This window comes from Streptomyces sp. NPDC007808 (assembly GCF_042868655.1).
Taxonomy (GTDB): domain Bacteria; phylum Actinomycetota; class Actinomycetes; order Streptomycetales; family Streptomycetaceae; genus Streptomyces.
Genome location: NZ_JBIAEQ010000008.1, coordinates 486019 through 501258, shown reverse-complemented (window position 1 = coordinate 501258; position 15240 = coordinate 486019). Strand labels below are relative to the sequence as shown.

At 71.4% G+C, this 15240-nt stretch carries 14 protein-coding genes; 2 read left to right on the top strand and 12 right to left on the bottom strand.

Annotated elements, in window-relative coordinates; all coding sequences use genetic code 11:
- Positions 1 to 3: 3 nt before the first annotated feature.
- Positions 4 to 480, bottom strand: a complete 477-nt coding sequence (locus ACFYNL_RS30555) for a roadblock/LC7 domain-containing protein (protein ID WP_388808829.1) — start codon at positions 478 to 480, stop codon at positions 4 to 6.
- Positions 477 to 3134: an ATP-binding protein gene (locus tag ACFYNL_RS30550; RefSeq protein ID WP_388808827.1), complete on the bottom strand. Its 2658-nt coding sequence runs from the start codon at positions 3132 to 3134 to the stop codon at positions 477 to 479. The genes ACFYNL_RS30555 and ACFYNL_RS30550 overlap by 4 nt, the downstream gene beginning before the upstream one ends.
- Before the next feature lie 307 nt (positions 3135 to 3441).
- Between ACFYNL_RS30550 and ACFYNL_RS30545 the strand changes: the two genes are divergently transcribed.
- Entirely contained in the window at positions 3442 to 4395 is a 954-nt protein-coding gene (locus ACFYNL_RS30545; RefSeq protein WP_388808824.1) for an ABC transporter substrate-binding protein, read from the top strand.
- A gap of 61 nt (positions 4396 to 4456) precedes the next feature.
- On the opposite strand, the gene ACFYNL_RS30540 is transcribed toward ACFYNL_RS30545, so the two are convergent.
- From ACFYNL_RS30540 to ACFYNL_RS30500, 9 genes are all read right to left on the bottom strand, one after another.
- Positions 4457 to 5839, bottom strand: coding sequence for a glycoside hydrolase family 43 protein (locus tag ACFYNL_RS30540; protein WP_388808821.1), 1383 nt, complete (start codon positions 5837 to 5839; stop codon positions 4457 to 4459).
- A 224-nt stretch (positions 5840 to 6063) separates the two neighbouring features.
- Complete coding sequence (locus tag ACFYNL_RS30535; protein ID WP_388808820.1) at positions 6064 to 6651, bottom strand: ATP/GTP-binding protein; 588 nt, start codon at positions 6649 to 6651, stop codon at positions 6064 to 6066.
- Positions 6638 to 7018, bottom strand: a complete 381-nt coding sequence (locus tag ACFYNL_RS30530; protein ID WP_388808817.1) for a DUF742 domain-containing protein — start codon at positions 7016 to 7018, stop codon at positions 6638 to 6640. The genes ACFYNL_RS30535 and ACFYNL_RS30530 overlap by 14 nt, the downstream gene beginning before the upstream one ends.
- The gene (locus tag ACFYNL_RS30525; RefSeq protein ID WP_128431111.1) at positions 6999 to 7418 is read right to left on the bottom strand and encodes a roadblock/LC7 domain-containing protein; all 420 of its coding nucleotides are present in this window, start codon (positions 7416 to 7418) and stop codon (positions 6999 to 7001) included. Before ACFYNL_RS30525 ends, ACFYNL_RS30530 begins: the two co-directional genes overlap by 20 nt.
- Positions 7419 to 7429: 11 nt before the next feature.
- Entirely contained in the window at positions 7430 to 9829 is a 2400-nt protein-coding gene (locus tag ACFYNL_RS30520) for a nitrate- and nitrite sensing domain-containing protein (RefSeq protein ID WP_388808814.1), read from the bottom strand.
- 167 nt (positions 9830 to 9996) lie between these two features.
- Entirely contained in the window at positions 9997 to 10989 is a 993-nt protein-coding gene (locus ACFYNL_RS30515) for a substrate-binding domain-containing protein (RefSeq protein ID WP_388808811.1), read from the bottom strand.
- Positions 10990 to 11229: 240 nt separating this feature from the next.
- A complete protein-coding gene (locus ACFYNL_RS30510) occupies positions 11230 to 11490 on the bottom strand; it encodes an SAM-dependent methyltransferase (protein WP_388808808.1) in 261 nt (86 codons plus the stop codon).
- 322 nt (positions 11491 to 11812) lie between these two features.
- Positions 11813 to 12223, bottom strand: a complete 411-nt coding sequence (locus tag ACFYNL_RS30505; RefSeq protein ID WP_388808806.1) for a DUF6114 domain-containing protein — start codon at positions 12221 to 12223, stop codon at positions 11813 to 11815.
- Positions 12223 to 12903 (bottom strand): DUF6230 family protein, encoded by a 681-nt coding sequence (locus tag ACFYNL_RS30500; protein WP_388808803.1) that lies wholly within the window; start codon positions 12901 to 12903, stop codon positions 12223 to 12225. Before ACFYNL_RS30500 ends, ACFYNL_RS30505 begins: the two co-directional genes overlap by 1 nt.
- Before the next feature lie 636 nt (positions 12904 to 13539).
- Between ACFYNL_RS30500 and ACFYNL_RS30495 the strand changes: the two genes are divergently transcribed.
- Complete coding sequence (locus tag ACFYNL_RS30495) at positions 13540 to 14193, top strand: Tat pathway signal sequence domain protein (RefSeq protein WP_388808801.1); 654 nt, start codon at positions 13540 to 13542, stop codon at positions 14191 to 14193.
- 18 nt (positions 14194 to 14211) lie between these two features.
- On the opposite strand, the gene ACFYNL_RS30490 is transcribed toward ACFYNL_RS30495, so the two are convergent.
- Positions 14212 to 15177: a lytic polysaccharide monooxygenase gene (locus ACFYNL_RS30490; RefSeq protein ID WP_388809103.1), complete on the bottom strand. Its 966-nt coding sequence runs from the start codon at positions 15175 to 15177 to the stop codon at positions 14212 to 14214.
- Between the last annotated feature and the right edge of the window lie 63 nt (positions 15178 to 15240).

Here is a 15240-nt window from a genome sequence, read left to right as displayed (position 1 = left end):
GGGTCAGCGGGACGACGAGGCGCCGACGCTGTTCTTCAGCTCCAGCACGAGCTGCGGGCTGAGGGCGGCGCCGACACGGTTGGCGAACACCGTCATCTCGTAAGCGATGTTGCCCAGCTTGGCCTCCTTGTCGGTGACCACGCCGAGCACGGCGCCGCTGCCGATCGCGGAAACCAGGACATGTCCGCCCTCCAGATCGATGATGACCTTGTTGAGGGCGCCGAGGCCGTAGTTGCCGGAGGCGCCGGCGGCCAGGCTGGTGATACCGGAGACGATCGCCGCGAGCCGCTCGCAGTCCGCCTGCTCGCGCAGCTCGGACACCGCGATGAGCAGCCCGTCCGACGAGACGGCGATGGCGTCCACGACACCGGCCGTCTCGGTAGCGAAGCGGTTCAGCAGCCAGGCGAAGTCGGCTGCGGCGGCCTGCAGTTCGGCCGGTGTGACGCCTTCCGCCGGGGTGCCACCTGTCGACGTGCTCACTGCTGCGCTCCTTCCGGGAGGTCGTTCTGGTCGTGCATATGGGGGGTCGGGTGCGGGACTGTGGTGGAACGGTCTGCGGTGCCGCCGTTCCTGTAGTCGCGGTGTGCGCGCTCCACGGCCGCTTCGAACTCCTCGATCGCGGCCCGCACGGCCTCCGCGTCCGTGGTGCGCCCACCCTGCCGCAGCGCCGCCTGCGGGGCGGCGTCCCCGGCGTCGGCACGCAGGGTCGCGCCGCGGACGCGGCGCCGCAGGGGACGGGCGGCGGACGCATCGCCGGAGGCCGGGGAGGCCGGGGGCGTCGTGGCGGCGCCGACCGGGGAGCGCCGGTCGGCCCGGACGGCCGGTTCAGGACCGGAGGTCGCAGCCGTGTCGGCCGCGGTGACCTGCCGCTGGGACACCCGGCGGGGAAGGGGCCGCGGTGCGTTCGGGTCGGCCGGTACAGGGTCCGTGGGTGCGGGTTCCGTGGGTGCGGCGGTCGACGCGCGGGGTCCGGACACCGGGCGCGACGGGGGCGTGCCTTGGGGCAGCGGGGCGCCGCCGCCCGGTGCGACGCTCGGGGCGTCTGCGGCTGCGTCTGCGGCTGCGGCTGCGGCTGCGTCTGCGGCTACGTCCGCGTCCGCCTCGGCCTCCGCGGCGACCGCCGTACCGCGGGCCGCGCCCCCGGCCACGGCCGCCAGCGCCGCCGTGGGCGTCCCCTCGGTCACGCTGTCCGTCACCAGCAGCTTCGACGGCACCGACACCTCGGCGGTCACACCGCCGCCCGGCGTGCGCGACAGTGTGACCGCGATGTCCCAGCGGCGCGCCAGGGTGCCGACCACGAACAGGCCCAGGACCTTCGTCGGTACGAGGTCCAGGCGCTCCCGGCGGATCAGGCGGGCGTTCTCCTCGTCGAGGCGTTCGGGGCTCATGCCCAGGCCGTGGTCGGCGACGACGATCACCGCGTCCCTGCGCTCGCCGTCCGCCACCGTCACCTCGACCGGGCTGCCCTGCGGTGAGAACGACACCGCGTTCTCCACGAGTTCGGCCACCATCAGCGTCAGGTCGCCGATGACCTCCGGCTCCACCACGGCTGCGGTGCGGGCCCGCAGCTCCACGCGCTGGTAGCCCTCGATCTGTCCGAGTGAGGCGCGCACGACGTTGGTGAGCGCGGCGGGCCCCGCGTCGAAGTCCGCCTCGTGGATACCGGCGAGCAGCATCAGGCTGTCGGCGTTGCGACGCAGACGTACCGCGATGTGGTCGATGGAGTAGAGACGCTCCAGGAGCGCGGGGTCCGTCTCGCCCCGCTCCACCGCGTCGATCAACGCGAGCTGACGTGTCGTCAGATTGCTGACCCTGCGGCCCACGTTGCCGAACATCTCCGCGACGTTGCGGCGGCTGAGCACCTGCCGCTCCAGCAGCGCGGCCGCCATCGCCTGCACCTGGTTGAAGGTCTCGGCGAGTTCGCCGATCTCGTCGCGTGCCGTGACCGGCATCGCGCGCAGCCGCGGCGGACCGTCGTCCTCGGCGTCGTCGTCGGCCACCCGGGCCAGCTCGCGCTCGGCGACCTCGGCGACCTGCCGCGCGGCTCCCGTCAGGGCCTGCACGGGGCGTACCACCGAGCGCCGCACCAGCATCGCCAGGACCAGCCAGACGGCGAAGCCGAACACCGCGAGCCCCAGCAGCAGCACGGCACGCCACGCCGCCTCCTCGGAGGCGTGGTCCGCCCGGTCGGCGATCTGGCCGATGAGCGAGGTGGTGATCGCCAGACGGGTGGCGGCCTGGTCGCGGTAGGCGGGGTAGGAGTCGAGCGCCGCCTTCAGTGACTCGCGGATCTCGGCGGGCGAGCGGGCCTGCACGGAGCCGGGGTCGATCTGCAGCTCCGCGTACTGGCGGCTGATGGTGGCCTGTGCGGCCGTGTACTTGATCCCGTTGAGCTGAGCGGTCTGCGCTTCGGTGGCGAACCGGGCGAAACGGTCGGCCTGGTGGGTGTACTCGTCGTAGGACCCGATCGCGCCGATGAACTCGATGAGCGCGTTGGAGTCCCCGGTCGACGCGGAGAAGACCCCGGTCACGAAGGCGCTGTGCGCGGCGCCCGCCCGCAGCAGGGAGTCCAGCAGGTTGCCGGTGAAGGTGGTCGCGAGATCGGGGTTGCGGTCCAGCCCCAGGCCGTCGATCAGCCCCTGCGCGGCGTGGGTGTACGCGGGGTCGATGTTCTCGGCGGGCACATATCCCTGCTCGACGGTGTCGCGCAGGCTGCTCAGCCCCTCGACGGCCCGCAGCGCGTGCGCCTCGCTCTGCGGCAGGCGCTCCCCGAACGCCTCACGCACCCGCTCGACCTGGGCGTCCACCAGGGACTGCGCGGTGCGGTAGGCGGCGGCGGAGGGCGGGCCGCTCTCGGTCGCCTCGTGCCGTACGGAGAGCAGGACCGCCTGCTGGTGCTCGGCGGCCAGCTTGTCGACCAGGGTCGCGACCTCGGCGCTCTCGCGGACCAGCCAGGCGGCGTCCGCCGCGTTGCGCGACTGCACCGTCTGCTCGGCGATGAGGTAGGCGAGCAGCACCGCGACCGCGGTCAGCGGTACACCGACGAGCAGATTGAGCTTGCGCCGGAAGGGCCAGCGGTCGGCGAGACCGCGCAGACGACGCGGGCGGGGCGCGCCTGCCTCGTTCGTGGCCACCGAGTTGCCTCCTTCGTGGGCGTCGCACGGCGCGCGAGGTCTCACGTGACCGCAGCTGTTCGAGTACGGTTCGGCTCTTTTCGGGGACAGTACCGCCCGTTGATCACCGTGACCGGAACTGTACGTCAAGATTCCGTCAAGGCCCCGCGCGCCCCGGCCGGTCCCCTTCGTCCCAGGAACGCAACTGCCCGTTACCTTCCGGTTTTCGAAGCCAATCGGTGACCTGCATGCCCTTGACTGACAGAGAACCAGCTGGATTGGATCAGTTGTAGTGCTCTCCCAACCCCCTATATTCGGAACGGGAATCGTGACTTTCACCGCCCCACGCAGCAGGTCCCTCAGGAACCATCCCGGCGCGGCCGCCGTCGCGCTCGCCGCCACCGCGGCGCTGCTGGCGGGATGTTCCTCCTCCGACAAGTCCGATCCGCTCGCCGAGGGCGAGGCGAGCGCGGACACCGTCGTCGTCGGCTCGAACAACTTCGCCGAGAGCGTCCTGCTCGCCGACATCTACGGCGAGGCTCTCAAGGCCAAGGGCATCAAGGTCAGCTACAAGCCCAACATCGGCAGCCGGGAGACGACCTACGGTCTGCTCAAGAACGGCTCCGTCACCGTTCTGCCGGAGTACAACGGCTCGTTGCTCGCCTACCTGGACCCGAAGGCGGAGCAGAAGTCGGCCGAGGCCGTGGACGCCGCGGTGAAGGCGGCGCTGGACAAGAAGCTGACGATCCTGCAGTCCTCACCGGCCGAGAACAAGGACTCCGTCAGCCTCAACGCCGAGACGGCGAAGAAGTACGACCTGACCGCCGACTCCACCCTCGCCGACCTCAAGGACATCGCTGCGGACCTGGTCATCGGCGGCTCGCCGGAGTTCCAGACCCGCCACCAGGGCCTGAAGGGCCTGGAGACCGAGTACGGCCTGAAGTTCAAGTCGTTCAAGGCGCTGGACGCGGGCGGCCCGCTGACCCAGGCGGCGCTGACGAAGAACACCGTCCAGGCGGCGGACATCTTCACCACGGACCCGACCATCACCAAGGAGGGCTTCGTCGTCCTGAAGGACCCGAAGAACCTCTTCGGCTACGCCAACGTCACTCCGCTGGTCCACAAGAGCGGTCTCTCCCAGGAGGGCGTCGCCGCGCTCGACGCGGTCTCGGCCAAGCTGGACACCAAGACGCTCCTGGAGCTGGACTCACAGGTCCAGTTGGAGAACAAGGACCCGCTCGACGTGGCCAAGGCCTGGCTGAAGTCGGCCGGCCTGGACTGACACCCGCCGTGCGTCGGGGTCGTGTCCGGCGGGTACCGCCACGACCCCGACGCGCGGCGGCTCAGTAGCCGACCTGGAAGGTGGCGTCCTGCCGGTCGGTGGCCGTGGAGACCGGGTCGATGCGCAGGGCGTAGTTCGCGTGCCTGATGTAGCGGGTCGGGTTGTTGTGCGAGCGGAACGACGCCCAGGAGGCGTCGGCGAGCCCGGCCGTGCGGTGGAAGGTGGCGTCCGCGGCGAACGTGGAGGTGCCGTCGTTCTCGTCCAGCCGCAGGGCGTAGTCGTAGTGCCGTAGGTAGCGGGCCGGGTAGTTCACCGACTGGAAGGACACCCCGGCGGGGTCGGCGAGACCCGGCACCAGCTTCCACTGGGAGTCGGGGAACGGGTCGAAGGGGTACTCGTCGATCCGGCCCGCGAAGCCGCTGTGCCGGACGTAACGCGCCGGGAAGTTGTAGGACTTGAGCCGGTTCCAGGCCGGAGCGCCCCAGCGCGCGACCAGGTTGTCGTACTGGGTCCTGGTGATCGGCTGGATGCCGCAGTGCTTGGAGTTGAGCGGCTGGGTGTAGAGGCGCTGGTCGAGCGGCGTCCAGGTGCCGGACGCGAGATCGGTCGACTGCCAGGCGTAGAAGACCCCGTTGGGGGTGTAGGTGTCTCCCCACAGGTACCAGGTGTCGGAGGCCAGGGACTTCACCACCGTCGGGGCCTCGGTTCCGCCGTGGGAGACGGCGGTGCCGAACGCGGTGAAGCTGCCCGGGTTCAGCGACGTGGACCGGGCTCCCACCAGCGTCTGGTTCCGCTTGAAGTACAGGTAGTTGACGCCGTTCACCCCGATGGTGAGGTTGCCGTCGATGACGTCGTAGCCCGGGTCGAAGAAGCCCTGTGGGCTCGTCGTCGTCCGGAAGTCGGTCGTGTAGCTGACCATGATCACGTTGTGGCCGCTGCTGTTCACCGACGAGTAGAGGATGCCGTACTGCCCGCGCCCGGCGTCCCAGTAGGCCTCCGGTGCCCAGCTGTGGGTGTTCGTCATGTCGTGCAGCTTCAGCAGCCGGTAGCCGGTGAAGGACCGCAGGTCGGCCGAGTCCCAGACGTGGATGTGGACGCTGTCGCGGTTCCAGTCGGTGCCCTTGAGGTCGGTGGCGAGTACGACGAAGGTGCCGTCCTGCTTGCGCAGCACGAACGGGTCGCGCAGCCCTCCCGCACCCGAGGTCGGGGTGACCACCGGCTTGTTCTGGTTCAGAGGCATCCAGCGCAGGCCGTCGGTGCTCACGGCGAGGTGCAGGCCGTAGTCGGCCTCCAGCATGGTGGTCGACTCGGTGAAGTACGCCATGACGTACGCCGAGTCGGCGGCGTGGGCGGTTCCCGAGCCGAGCGTCAGGGCGCCGGTCGCGGCCAGCGGAACGGTCGCCGTCATGCCGAGGACCTGTCTGCGGGAAAGGTGTTTCGTCATGCGCTCTCCAGGGAGGTGGGGTGCGGGCCTTAGGACGGGACAGCGCCGTCCGGTGCCATCGACGGTCGGTATATCGAACTGAGTTCGGTTGATCGGCCAGAAGGTAGGAGAGTGTCGGGGGCGCGTCAATCGCCCGGTCGGCCTTGGCGCATTCTCGCCACGCGATCGCGCCGGGGCGGGAGTCACCCCGCTCGGTTCTCCTCGGTCAGGGAGACGGCTCCCCTTCAGTTCGCGTTGCCGGCGTCCGCGATCAGCTGGTCGATCAGGGCGATCAGTACGTCCCGGCACGACTCGCGCTCCCGCGCGTCGCACAGCAGTACGCGTACGTGCGCCGGGAGCGCGAGGGCGTCCCGGATGTCCTCGGCGGGGTAAGGGTGTGCACCGTGGAAGCCGTTGACGGCGACGACGAAGGGGATGCCTCTGCGCTCGAAGAAGTCGATCGCCGCGAAGCTGCACTCCGGCCGCCGCACGTCCACCAGGACGACGGCCCCGAGCGCGCCGATCGCCAGGTCGTTCCACATGAACCAGAACCGCTGCTGCCCGGGGGTGCCGAACAGATACAGCACCAGTTCCCGGCTGATGGTGATCCGGCCGAAGTCCAGGGCCACGGTCGTGGCCCGTTTCTCCTCGATGCCGTCCAGGTCGTCGATGCCCAACCCCGCGGCGGTCAGCGGCTCCTCGGTGCGCAGCGGGGTGATCTCGCTGACCGACCCGACCAGGGTGGTCTTGCCGACCCCGAAGCCGCCGGCGATGAGGATCTTGACCGTGTCGGGCGGCGCGAGGGCCGTCGCGGTGGTGTCAGAGCCGGCCAAGGCCGTCCCTCACTTTCTGCAGCAGGTCCAGGTCCGGGGTGCGGGGGGTGACGGGGTGCGGTGGGTGCACGGTGATCAGGCCCGCCTCCAGCAGATCGCAGAGCATGATCGCCACGACGCTCACCGGGAGGTCGAGGTGGGCCGCGAGCTCCGCCACGGCGAGCGGCCGGGCGCAGCGCCGCAGGATCCGCGTCTGCTCCGGCTGCGGACGCGGCGCCCGCTCCGGCGGCGGGTCCACCGCCGTCACCGTCGTGATGAGCGTGAAGTCGGTGCGGCTGGGCCGGGTCCGGCCGCCGGTCAGGGTGAAGGGACGTACCAGGCGGCCCGCCGTATCGTCAGCGCTCACCTCACGCGCCCGGGCCGACATGGGCCCGCGGCGCCGCCGACAGATGCTCGCCGATCTTCTTCACCAGCATGTTCATCTGGTACGCCACCACACCGACGTCCGCGCCCTGATTGGTGAGCACGACGAGATGGGCGCCGGGCCCGGCGGAGGTGAGGATCAGATAGCTGTGGGCCATCTCGATCAGCGCCTGGCGCACCGGGCCGCCCCGGAAGTCCAGGCTGACGCCCTTGCTGAGGCTCATCAGGCCGGACGCGGTCGCGGCCAGCCGCTCGGCGTCGTCGCGCAGGAACCCGGTGGACTTGCTGACCACCAGCCCGTCCTCGGAGAGCACCACGGCGTGGTTGACGTCGGCGACCCGCTCCACGAGTCCGGTGAGCAACTGGTCGAGCTGGGTGTCCGTGGCGGGGGTGGGGCGTGTCATGGCGATGTCCTTCATGAACGGTCGGCGGGCGGGGTGGAGGACGTGGGGGAGGAGGCGGAGACCGAGCCGGACGCCGGAGGCTTTGCACGGCTGCCGTCGGCATCCGCCCCCCGAGCGGCCGGGAGCCGCGGACTCGCGGCCTCGGGCGCGTCCGGCGCCTCGGTGTCGCCGTCGCCGCTCTCGTCGCGGGCCCTGAGCGTGCCCCGCTGGAAGCAGGCGAGGGAGGAGGCGGCACGTTCGGCGGTGAAGTCGTCGGCGCCGTCGTCCGCTTCGGCGAGCGGCGCCTCCTCGCGCAGTTCGGCGGCCAGGCTGGTCTGCGGCACCCGGCGCGGCAGCGGGGTCGGCCCGCCCAGCCGGGCCGCGGGCGCGGCGGTCGGCTCGGGGCCGGTGCGGGCCGGGACGACGGGGCGGGACTCCCGTACGGGCTCCTCCGGCTCGGCGGCCCCGGCGTGCTCCGCCTCGTCGTGGTCCGGGGCGGGCATGTCCCGGACCACGATGTCGTGCGGGATCAGCACGATCGCCGTCGTGCCGCCGTACGGCGAGGAGCGCAGCGTGACCGTGATGCCGTGCCGGTGCGCGAGCCTGCCGATGACGAACATGCCCAGGCGCAGGTCGTCGGCGAGGGCCACCACGTCGAACTGCGGGGGCTCGGCCAGTTGGGCGTTGAAGGACTCGTAGTCCTCCTCCGACATGCCGAGGCCGCGGTCCTCGACCTCGACGGCCAGTCCCTTGGCCACCATCGCGGCCCGCACTCCGACCGGTGCGGGCGCGGGCGAGTACAGGGTGGCGTTCTCGATCAGCTCGGCCAGCAGATGGATCACGTCGGCCACCGCGGGCGGCGCGAGGTGCACCTCCTCCTCGGTGTCCACCTCCACCCGCTGGTACTCGGCGACCTCGCCGACCGCGCTGCGCAGGATGTCGATCAGCGCGACCGGCTCGCTCCAGCTGCGGCCGGGGCGCTCACCGCTGATGATGACCAGGTTCTCCTCGTAGCGGCGCAACTGGCTCGCCGTGGAGTCCAGTTCGTACAGGCCCTTGAGGACCTCGGGGTCCTGGTGCACCCGCTCCAGCGCGTCGAGCTTGGTGAGCTGGAGGTTGACCAGGTTCTGGCTCTGCCGGGCGATGCCCAGGATGATCTTCTGGAAGCCGCGCCGGGTGTCGGCGAGTTCGACGGCGGTGTGCACGGCCGTGCGCTGGGCGGTGTTGAACGCCTCGGCGACCTGGCCCAGTTCGTCGTGGCCGTAGTCCAGCGGCGGGGTCGCGAGTTCCACGTCGACCTTCTCGCCCCGCTCCAGCCGGGCCACCACGTCGGGCAGCCGCTCCTGGGCCAGGCTCAGGGTGGCCTCGCGCAGGCCGCGCAGCCGGCGGGACAGCGAGCGGGTGATCCGCCAGGACATCCACACGCACAGCAGCAGCGCGACCAGACCGCCGGCGCTCAGGGCCGCGGCCTTGATCAGCAGGCTGCGCGATTCGTCGGCGCTGTGCTGCAGCAACGCCGCCGTCTGCTGCCGGATCAGCACCGAGTACGCGTCCGAGACCTCGATCAGCGCGGCCCGCCACTGCTTCTGCACCTCCGGGATCACGATGTTCCCGGAGTCACCGGCCGCCGCCCGTGCCGCGAGCACCCGGTCCTCGACGGACTCCAGGGTGCGCCAGTGCGGGCTTCGCAGGATCCGTTCGGTCTGCGACTTCGCGCTCCCCGTGAGCGCGGGCAGGATCTGGTCCTCGACGAGCCAGCGATGCGTGTTCACCGACTTCGCGAACTCGACCCAGGTCTTCTCGTCCATCCTGGACTTCGGCCCCGCCAGGGTCAGCAGCGCGTCCTCCTGGGACACCAGCTCGGCCGCGTGCTCCAGGGAGACGAGCGGGCCCGCCTGCGAGGTCAGGTCGCCGTCGTCGACCTGGGAGAGCTCCTGGAACGCGTGGATCTGGTCGTCGATGATCGACGTGTACTGGCCGAGTGCCTGCACGGCCGTGATGTCGGTGGGCTTGTCCACCTGGCCCCGGTAGTACTCCAGGCTGCTCACCGACGCGACGACCGAGTACAGCCGGTCCTTGATCCGGGGCGGCGCCTGCTGGATCTCGTCGGACCGGCCGAGGAGCTTCGCGACCGCCTTGTCGGTCTCGCGGCGCTGCGCCTCCAGCGCGGCGCGGGCCCCCTCCTCGCGGGAGGCGAGCCAGACGGCCGAGAAGCTGCGCTCCCGCTGGAGCGCGAGCGTGGCCTCCGTGCCCATGGCGCCCGTCGACCTGCTCAGCCCGGTCTGATCGCGCAGCCGCAGTCCCTCCGAGAACATCTGGATCGTCGTCACGCTCCAGACGGCGGCGAGCATGACGCTGGGCACCAGCGCGAGGAGGATCAGGGAGAGACGTATGGAGCCGAGGCGGCGCCGGGGACCTGTCCGTGCAGACATCGTCGTCCTAGGGCGATCAGCGGAGGGGGAGCGGATGGGGGACGGGCGCCGGGGGTGGCGGCGTGTCCGGTACGTCACCGGGGGGTGCGCAGGATGCTAGCCGCACAGGTGAGCGCGCGCGTCATACGTGACCGAATCTTTGGGGACACGTCGGTGCGAAGCGACCGTCAACGGGTACCGGCGGCGGCCGGCTTCGCCACCGCGGCCACGTTCGCCTTGGTGACGAACGCCGGGCCGGTGAGGACGGGTGCCTCGCCGCCGCCGAGCGTGTTGCCGTTGGTCCGGTACAGCCACAGGGAGTCCACCGCGAGGTAGCCCTGCAGATACGGCTGCTGGTCGACCGCGAACTGCACGTCCCCGTCCCGAACCGCCTTGACCAGGTCCTTGTTGAGGTCGAAGGTCGCGACACGGGCCTTGCCGCCGGCCTCCCGGGCCGCCTTCACGGCGACCAGCGCGAACTGCGCCCCGTTCGTGACCACTTCGTCGATGCTGGAGTCCTGGGACAGCCGGGCGGCGACGGCGTCGGTCACCGCGTCCATGTCGGTGCCGTCCACGTACAGGTTCTCGGTCCTGCCGCCGAACGCCTTCTTCACACCCGCGCAGCGCGCCTCCAGGGAGACATTGCCACGCTCGTGGATGACGCACAGGGTGTGCCGGGCCTTGAGGGCGTCCAGTTTGTCGCCGACGGCCCGGCCCGCGACGCTCTCGTCCTGGCCGAAGTACCCCAGCAGCCCCGCCGACCGCCATACATCCATACCGGAGTTGAGACCGACCACGGGAATGCCGGCCGCCCGGGCCGCCCTGACCGGGCCGGCCATCGCCGATGGCTTGGCGAGGGTCACGGCGATGCCGTCGACCCGCCGCTCGACGGCGTCCCGCACCAACGCGGCCTGGCCCGCGGGGTCGGAGTCGTTCGCGAAGGTCAGGTCGATGCCGTCCTTGGCGGCCGCGGCCTGCGCGCCCCTGTGCACCAGCTCCCAGAAGGCGTCGCCCTTGCCGCCGTGAGTGATCAGCGCGATCTTCCATCGCGGGCCGCCCGCCTCCGCACCCGATGCCTCGTCGGCCCCGCCGCCGCCGGAGCAACCGGTCAGCAGCAGACAGGTGGCGGCCGTCAGGGCCACGACGCGAGCGCAGGCGGAGGAGGGGGATGGAGTCTTCATGAGGGTGCGGCACCTCGCTGTGCGGCCGAGCCGGAGGAACGAACGAGAGTACGGCCAAAACCGTACGCGAGTGCGCCGACCTGGTGAACTCCCGCTGGGGCGGAGCAAATCGTGTGTGACCAGCGGTAGTCAAGTGCGCAACCACACCGTGTGAGTTGTCGCTGCCACATCGTGATGAACCGCTGGCGGGAAGGCAGACCGGAGTCGGCTCGTCCGCATCGCTTGCGCTCGCAAACCGGATCAACTCGGCGTGCGTACCACCCCTGCGCGCCTTGCGATGCCCGCCTCCCGGAGCAACGCGGTACCGGCGCCGTCCGCACGCCACGCGCGGGCCTGGACGGCCCCTGGTCCGACGAGGTCCAGACCGGTGAAGAATTCCTCGGTCCCGTCGGGATCGCGCGTCCGCGTCCGCGCGCCTCGCGCCGCGCACTCCCGGGCGGCCCGGCCTGCCGCGTCCGGCGCGAGGTCGCACCGGCGGACATCGCGGGACAGCTGCGGCACCCGGGCAGCGGGTCGAGCGGTCGCCGCACGAGCCCGACCGCGTCGTGCTCGTCCAGCGGGACGTGCACGACAGCGATGACGGTCAGCGCGACCGGCTCACCGGGATCGCGCGTCCCGCGGAACGCCGGCGCGTCCACAGCGGCCGCCGGGTCCCGCGGGGCGGTTCAGGCGTACGCCGTCCTTCCCTCGACCGGTCGCGGGGCCCGCGCCCGAGCCCGGGGCGCGGGCTGCGGTCGCCGGCAGGGGTTCGATCTCCCCGGCCCGCAGGGACCGAGCCGAGTGGACGCGACCCAACCGTCGGACATGGAGCGCCCCGCCGCGCTCAACCAGCTCCCAGGGCGCTTCGGCGACGCTCCCGCCGGCTCCTTCGAGGCTCCTGGTCCGGCAGCCACCCGAAAGCGAGGGAACTCCCCACCACGCCCAGCAACATCCCGACGAAGAAGCCGCCCAGGTTCGACGTGGGCCAGGTCCCCAGCGAGACCAGGACCCCGGTGATCGAGTAGAAGAGCCTCTGCGTCGGATGGAACAGCGTCAACAGTCCCAGCAGCACCATCAGCGTCGGCAGCAGATAGCCCGCCAACCCCTGCATCCCGACATGGAGCACGACCTTCAGCGACGCCTTCATCGTGAGCAGGATCTCCGCCCCGCCCAGAGTGAGCAGCACCCCGCCCCAGAACGGCCGGTCGGCCCTCCAGCGCCGGAAGGCCGACCGCACATCCGTACCCGCGCGCATCAGCACCCCGATTCGCTGAAGCGCAGCTTGAGGCCGGGGAGCTTGAACACGCCCGCCGTGGTCGCGTAGTTGGTCTGCCGCAGATTCGCGATGTACACCGTGTCCGCCTGCTGGCTGAACACACCGATCGGCCCCTTCACCCCGGCCTTGGTCAAGGTGCTCGCGTCATTGCCGATCTCGATGCCGCCGAACGCCGCGTCACCCGACAGTTCGGTGGAGTCGGTGGTCAGATCGGTGGCCGTCACCTTCTCCCTCCCGCCGCCCGCGGTGATGTGCAGGTTCACGCCGCCGAGGTCGACGCTCTGGCACAGCTTGGTGAGTGTCGCGTTCTTGATCGCGGAGGTGACGACCAGCACCTGACCGCCGGTGTCCCCCTCGTTGGGGCTGCCCGGCGCCATGTGGTCGAGCCCGCCGAACTGCTCGAACCCGGTGCCCTTGAGCTCGGTCGCGGTGACCGTGAAGGGCATGCCGGAGATGGCGAACTGCACGCCGAGCGCACCCTCGGCGGTGAGGACCGCGAGGGCGCCGGCGGCCAGGGCGGCGGGAACCGCCATCACGGCGGCCCGGCGCGCCCGGACCCGACCGCGTCTCGCGGGGCCCTCGGGGGCGCCGGAGGCTTCGGGGGTGGAACCGCTTTCCGGGTTCTCAGGGGTGTGGGTGATGTCCGAGGACGAGGCCATAACTGCTCCCAGTGCAGGAAAGTGCGGGTAGGGCATCAGCGGCACGTTGTCCTGGCGCGGACAGCGCCCGCGGTGTACGTCCCTTGCCACTCCCGGCGGGTGCAAGGGCTTTCTCGTACTCCGCAGTAGCCGAGCCCGGAAGTTACCGGTGGTTACACCCGAGGGTCAAGATGGTTGTGGAAAAAGGGTGTTGATTGTGTGCCGCCTGCGCGTCGCGCATCCCCGTGCCCCTCGAAAGGTTGTCGCCGTGGACGGCAACTCGCTTGCGACTCCTTGACGTTGACTGAGGCTCAGGTCTACAACTCTCCCTGGCTCCCCCCTGGATCCGTGGCGCCGGATCCGCCGCCGCGTGGCCTTCCGCCCGCGTTCTGGGACCTGATGTCCTTCACGTTCCGCGAGTTCTCTCCCCGGCGCCGTCACGGTCGCTCCCCCCTCGCTCCGTGCCGGGGCCCCGCCCGGCCCGGCCGGGATCCCCCCATGGTTCCGGCCGGTCACCGGTCGCCCGTCGTTGCCGGTCCGTGTCGTACGGAGAAGGCGTCACGGACCGGCAACGGCGCCCGTCGACCCGCCCCCCCAACCCCCGAACCCCCTGATCCCCTCAGGGCACACCCCCGCAACGAAAGCCGAGGTACCCGCATGCGTACGCGCACCCTCCTCACCCTCGCCGGCACCGTCGCCGCCCTCACCCTCCCCCTGGCCGGCCCCGCCTCCGCGGCCGACGGGGCCGTCCTGACCACCGGCTCCGTCGGCGGTACGGCCGTCGCGGCCGGGGAGGTCCTCACCGCTCCGCTGGCCGGCGGCACGGCCGCCACCTTCTACTCCAGCGCGACCGGCACCAGCGGCATCTCCTGCACGAAGTCGCAGTTCACGGCCACCGTCACCGACAACCCCGGTGCGCCCGGCACCGCCACGGAGTCGGTCACCGCGCACACCTTCGACCCCGCCAGCTGCACCACCAACGTCCTCGGCGTGCTCGGTGTCACCAGCATCACCGTCAACAACCTGCCCTACAGCGCCGCCGTGTCCTCCGACGGCGCCGTCACCGTGACCCCGGCCGCGGGCTCCACCATCCAGACGACGGTCGTTCTGCGCACCCTGCTGGGCAGCATCAACTGCGTCTACCAGGCGCCGAGCCTGAGCGGCACGGCGAGCAACGCCGACAACAGCATCAACTTCACCGGCCAGCAGTTCGCGAAGGTCTCCGGCTCGTCCCTGTGCTTCGCCAACGGCTACTTCACCGCCAAGTACGCCCCGGTGACGGGCAGCGGCGAGGCCGTGTACGTCAACTGACGCTCGGCTGACCGGAGTTCACCTCCGGCGCAGCCGCAGTGCCAGGGCGGCGCCCCCGGTGAGCACCAGCACCGCGGCGGCGCCGCCCGCCAGCAGGGGCGCCGAGACCCCCGTACCGGTACCGCCGGTGGACGCCACCGGCGTGCCGTCGGGGGTGTCCGCGCTCCGGGAGCGCGGCGCCTTCGCGTCCACCGGTGAGGAGGGCGCCGGTGAGGATGGCGCGCGGGTGTCGTCCGCCGGCGCCGGGCCGGCGGTCCTGCTGCCTGCGTCCCGGTCGGACTCCCCGGCCGGCGAGGTCGTGCGGTCACCACCGTTCTCCTCGCCGCGCCCGCCGCCGTCCCCGTCCACCGGGAACACCACGTCCGAGCAGGAGTAGTAGGTGTCCGGCGTGCTGCTGTTCTGCCAGATCGTGTACAGCACATGGCGCCCCGACCGGTCGGACGGGAGCCGCACCGTGAACCGGTACGCCCCGTCCCTCAGCGCCGGGTCCTTGACCTCCGCGAACGGCCGCTCCGGCAGGTCGGACCAGGCCAGTGGTCTCGTCGGGTCGTATCCGGGCCTGGTCAGGTACATCCGGAAGGTGCCGGTGTGCGGGATCGTCGACACGTACCTCATCGTCAGGGACGAGCCCGGCGCCAACCGGGTCGACGGCCAATCGGCGCGGGCGAGGTCGAGACCCCGGTAGGCGGGCAGTCCACCGCTGCACAGCCGACCGTCGGGGACGATCTGCCGGTCGCGTCCGTTCACGTTCGCGATCCTGAGGTTGTCCCAGGCCGTGAAGGGCGCGCCGTTCGAGGTGATCGCCGCCCGGCATGCCGCCGAGCCGGAGGCGCCGCCGCCGTCGGGGGAGCACGCGTACACGCGGCTGACCGGATCCGTCGGCGCGCCGTGCGCGCGGGCAGGGCTCGCCGTCCACACCGTGAGCAGCAGTGGCGTGACGGCTACGGCCGCCAGCGCGGTGCGATGCGATCTCATCCAGGGCATCCGGGACATCCGGAACGTCTCCTCGGCCGGCTCGGGCAGGGTCCTCGTGCAGTACGGGAGACG

Excerpts from the sequence above, each read along its gene's own strand:
- ACFYNL_RS30500 (WP_388808803.1), bottom strand. The coding sequence starts at position 12,903 with ATGGCCTCGTCCTCGGACATCACCCACACCCCTGAGAACCCGGAAAGC.
- ACFYNL_RS30540 (WP_388808821.1), bottom strand. The coding sequence starts at position 5,839 with ATGACGAAACACCTTTCCCGCAGACAGGTCCTCGGCATGACGGCGACC.
- ACFYNL_RS30490 (WP_388809103.1), bottom strand. The coding sequence starts at position 15,177 with ATGCCCTGGATGAGATCGCATCGCACCGCGCTGGCGGCCGTAGCCGTC.
- ACFYNL_RS30530 (WP_388808817.1), bottom strand. The coding sequence starts at position 7,018 with ATGTCGGCCCGGGCGCGTGAGGTGAGCGCTGACGATACGGCGGGCCGC.
- ACFYNL_RS30525 (WP_128431111.1), bottom strand. The coding sequence starts at position 7,418 with ATGACACGCCCCACCCCCGCCACGGACACCCAGCTCGACCAGTTGCTC.
- ACFYNL_RS30520 (WP_388808814.1), bottom strand. The coding sequence starts at position 9,829 with ATGTCTGCACGGACAGGTCCCCGGCGCCGCCTCGGCTCCATACGTCTC.
- ACFYNL_RS30495 (WP_388808801.1), top strand. The coding sequence starts at position 13,540 with ATGCGTACGCGCACCCTCCTCACCCTCGCCGGCACCGTCGCCGCCCTC.
- ACFYNL_RS30505 (WP_388808806.1), bottom strand. The coding sequence starts at position 12,223 with ATGCGCGCGGGTACGGATGTGCGGTCGGCCTTCCGGCGCTGGAGGGCC.
- ACFYNL_RS30515 (WP_388808811.1), bottom strand. The coding sequence starts at position 10,989 with ATGAAGACTCCATCCCCCTCCTCCGCCTGCGCTCGCGTCGTGGCCCTG.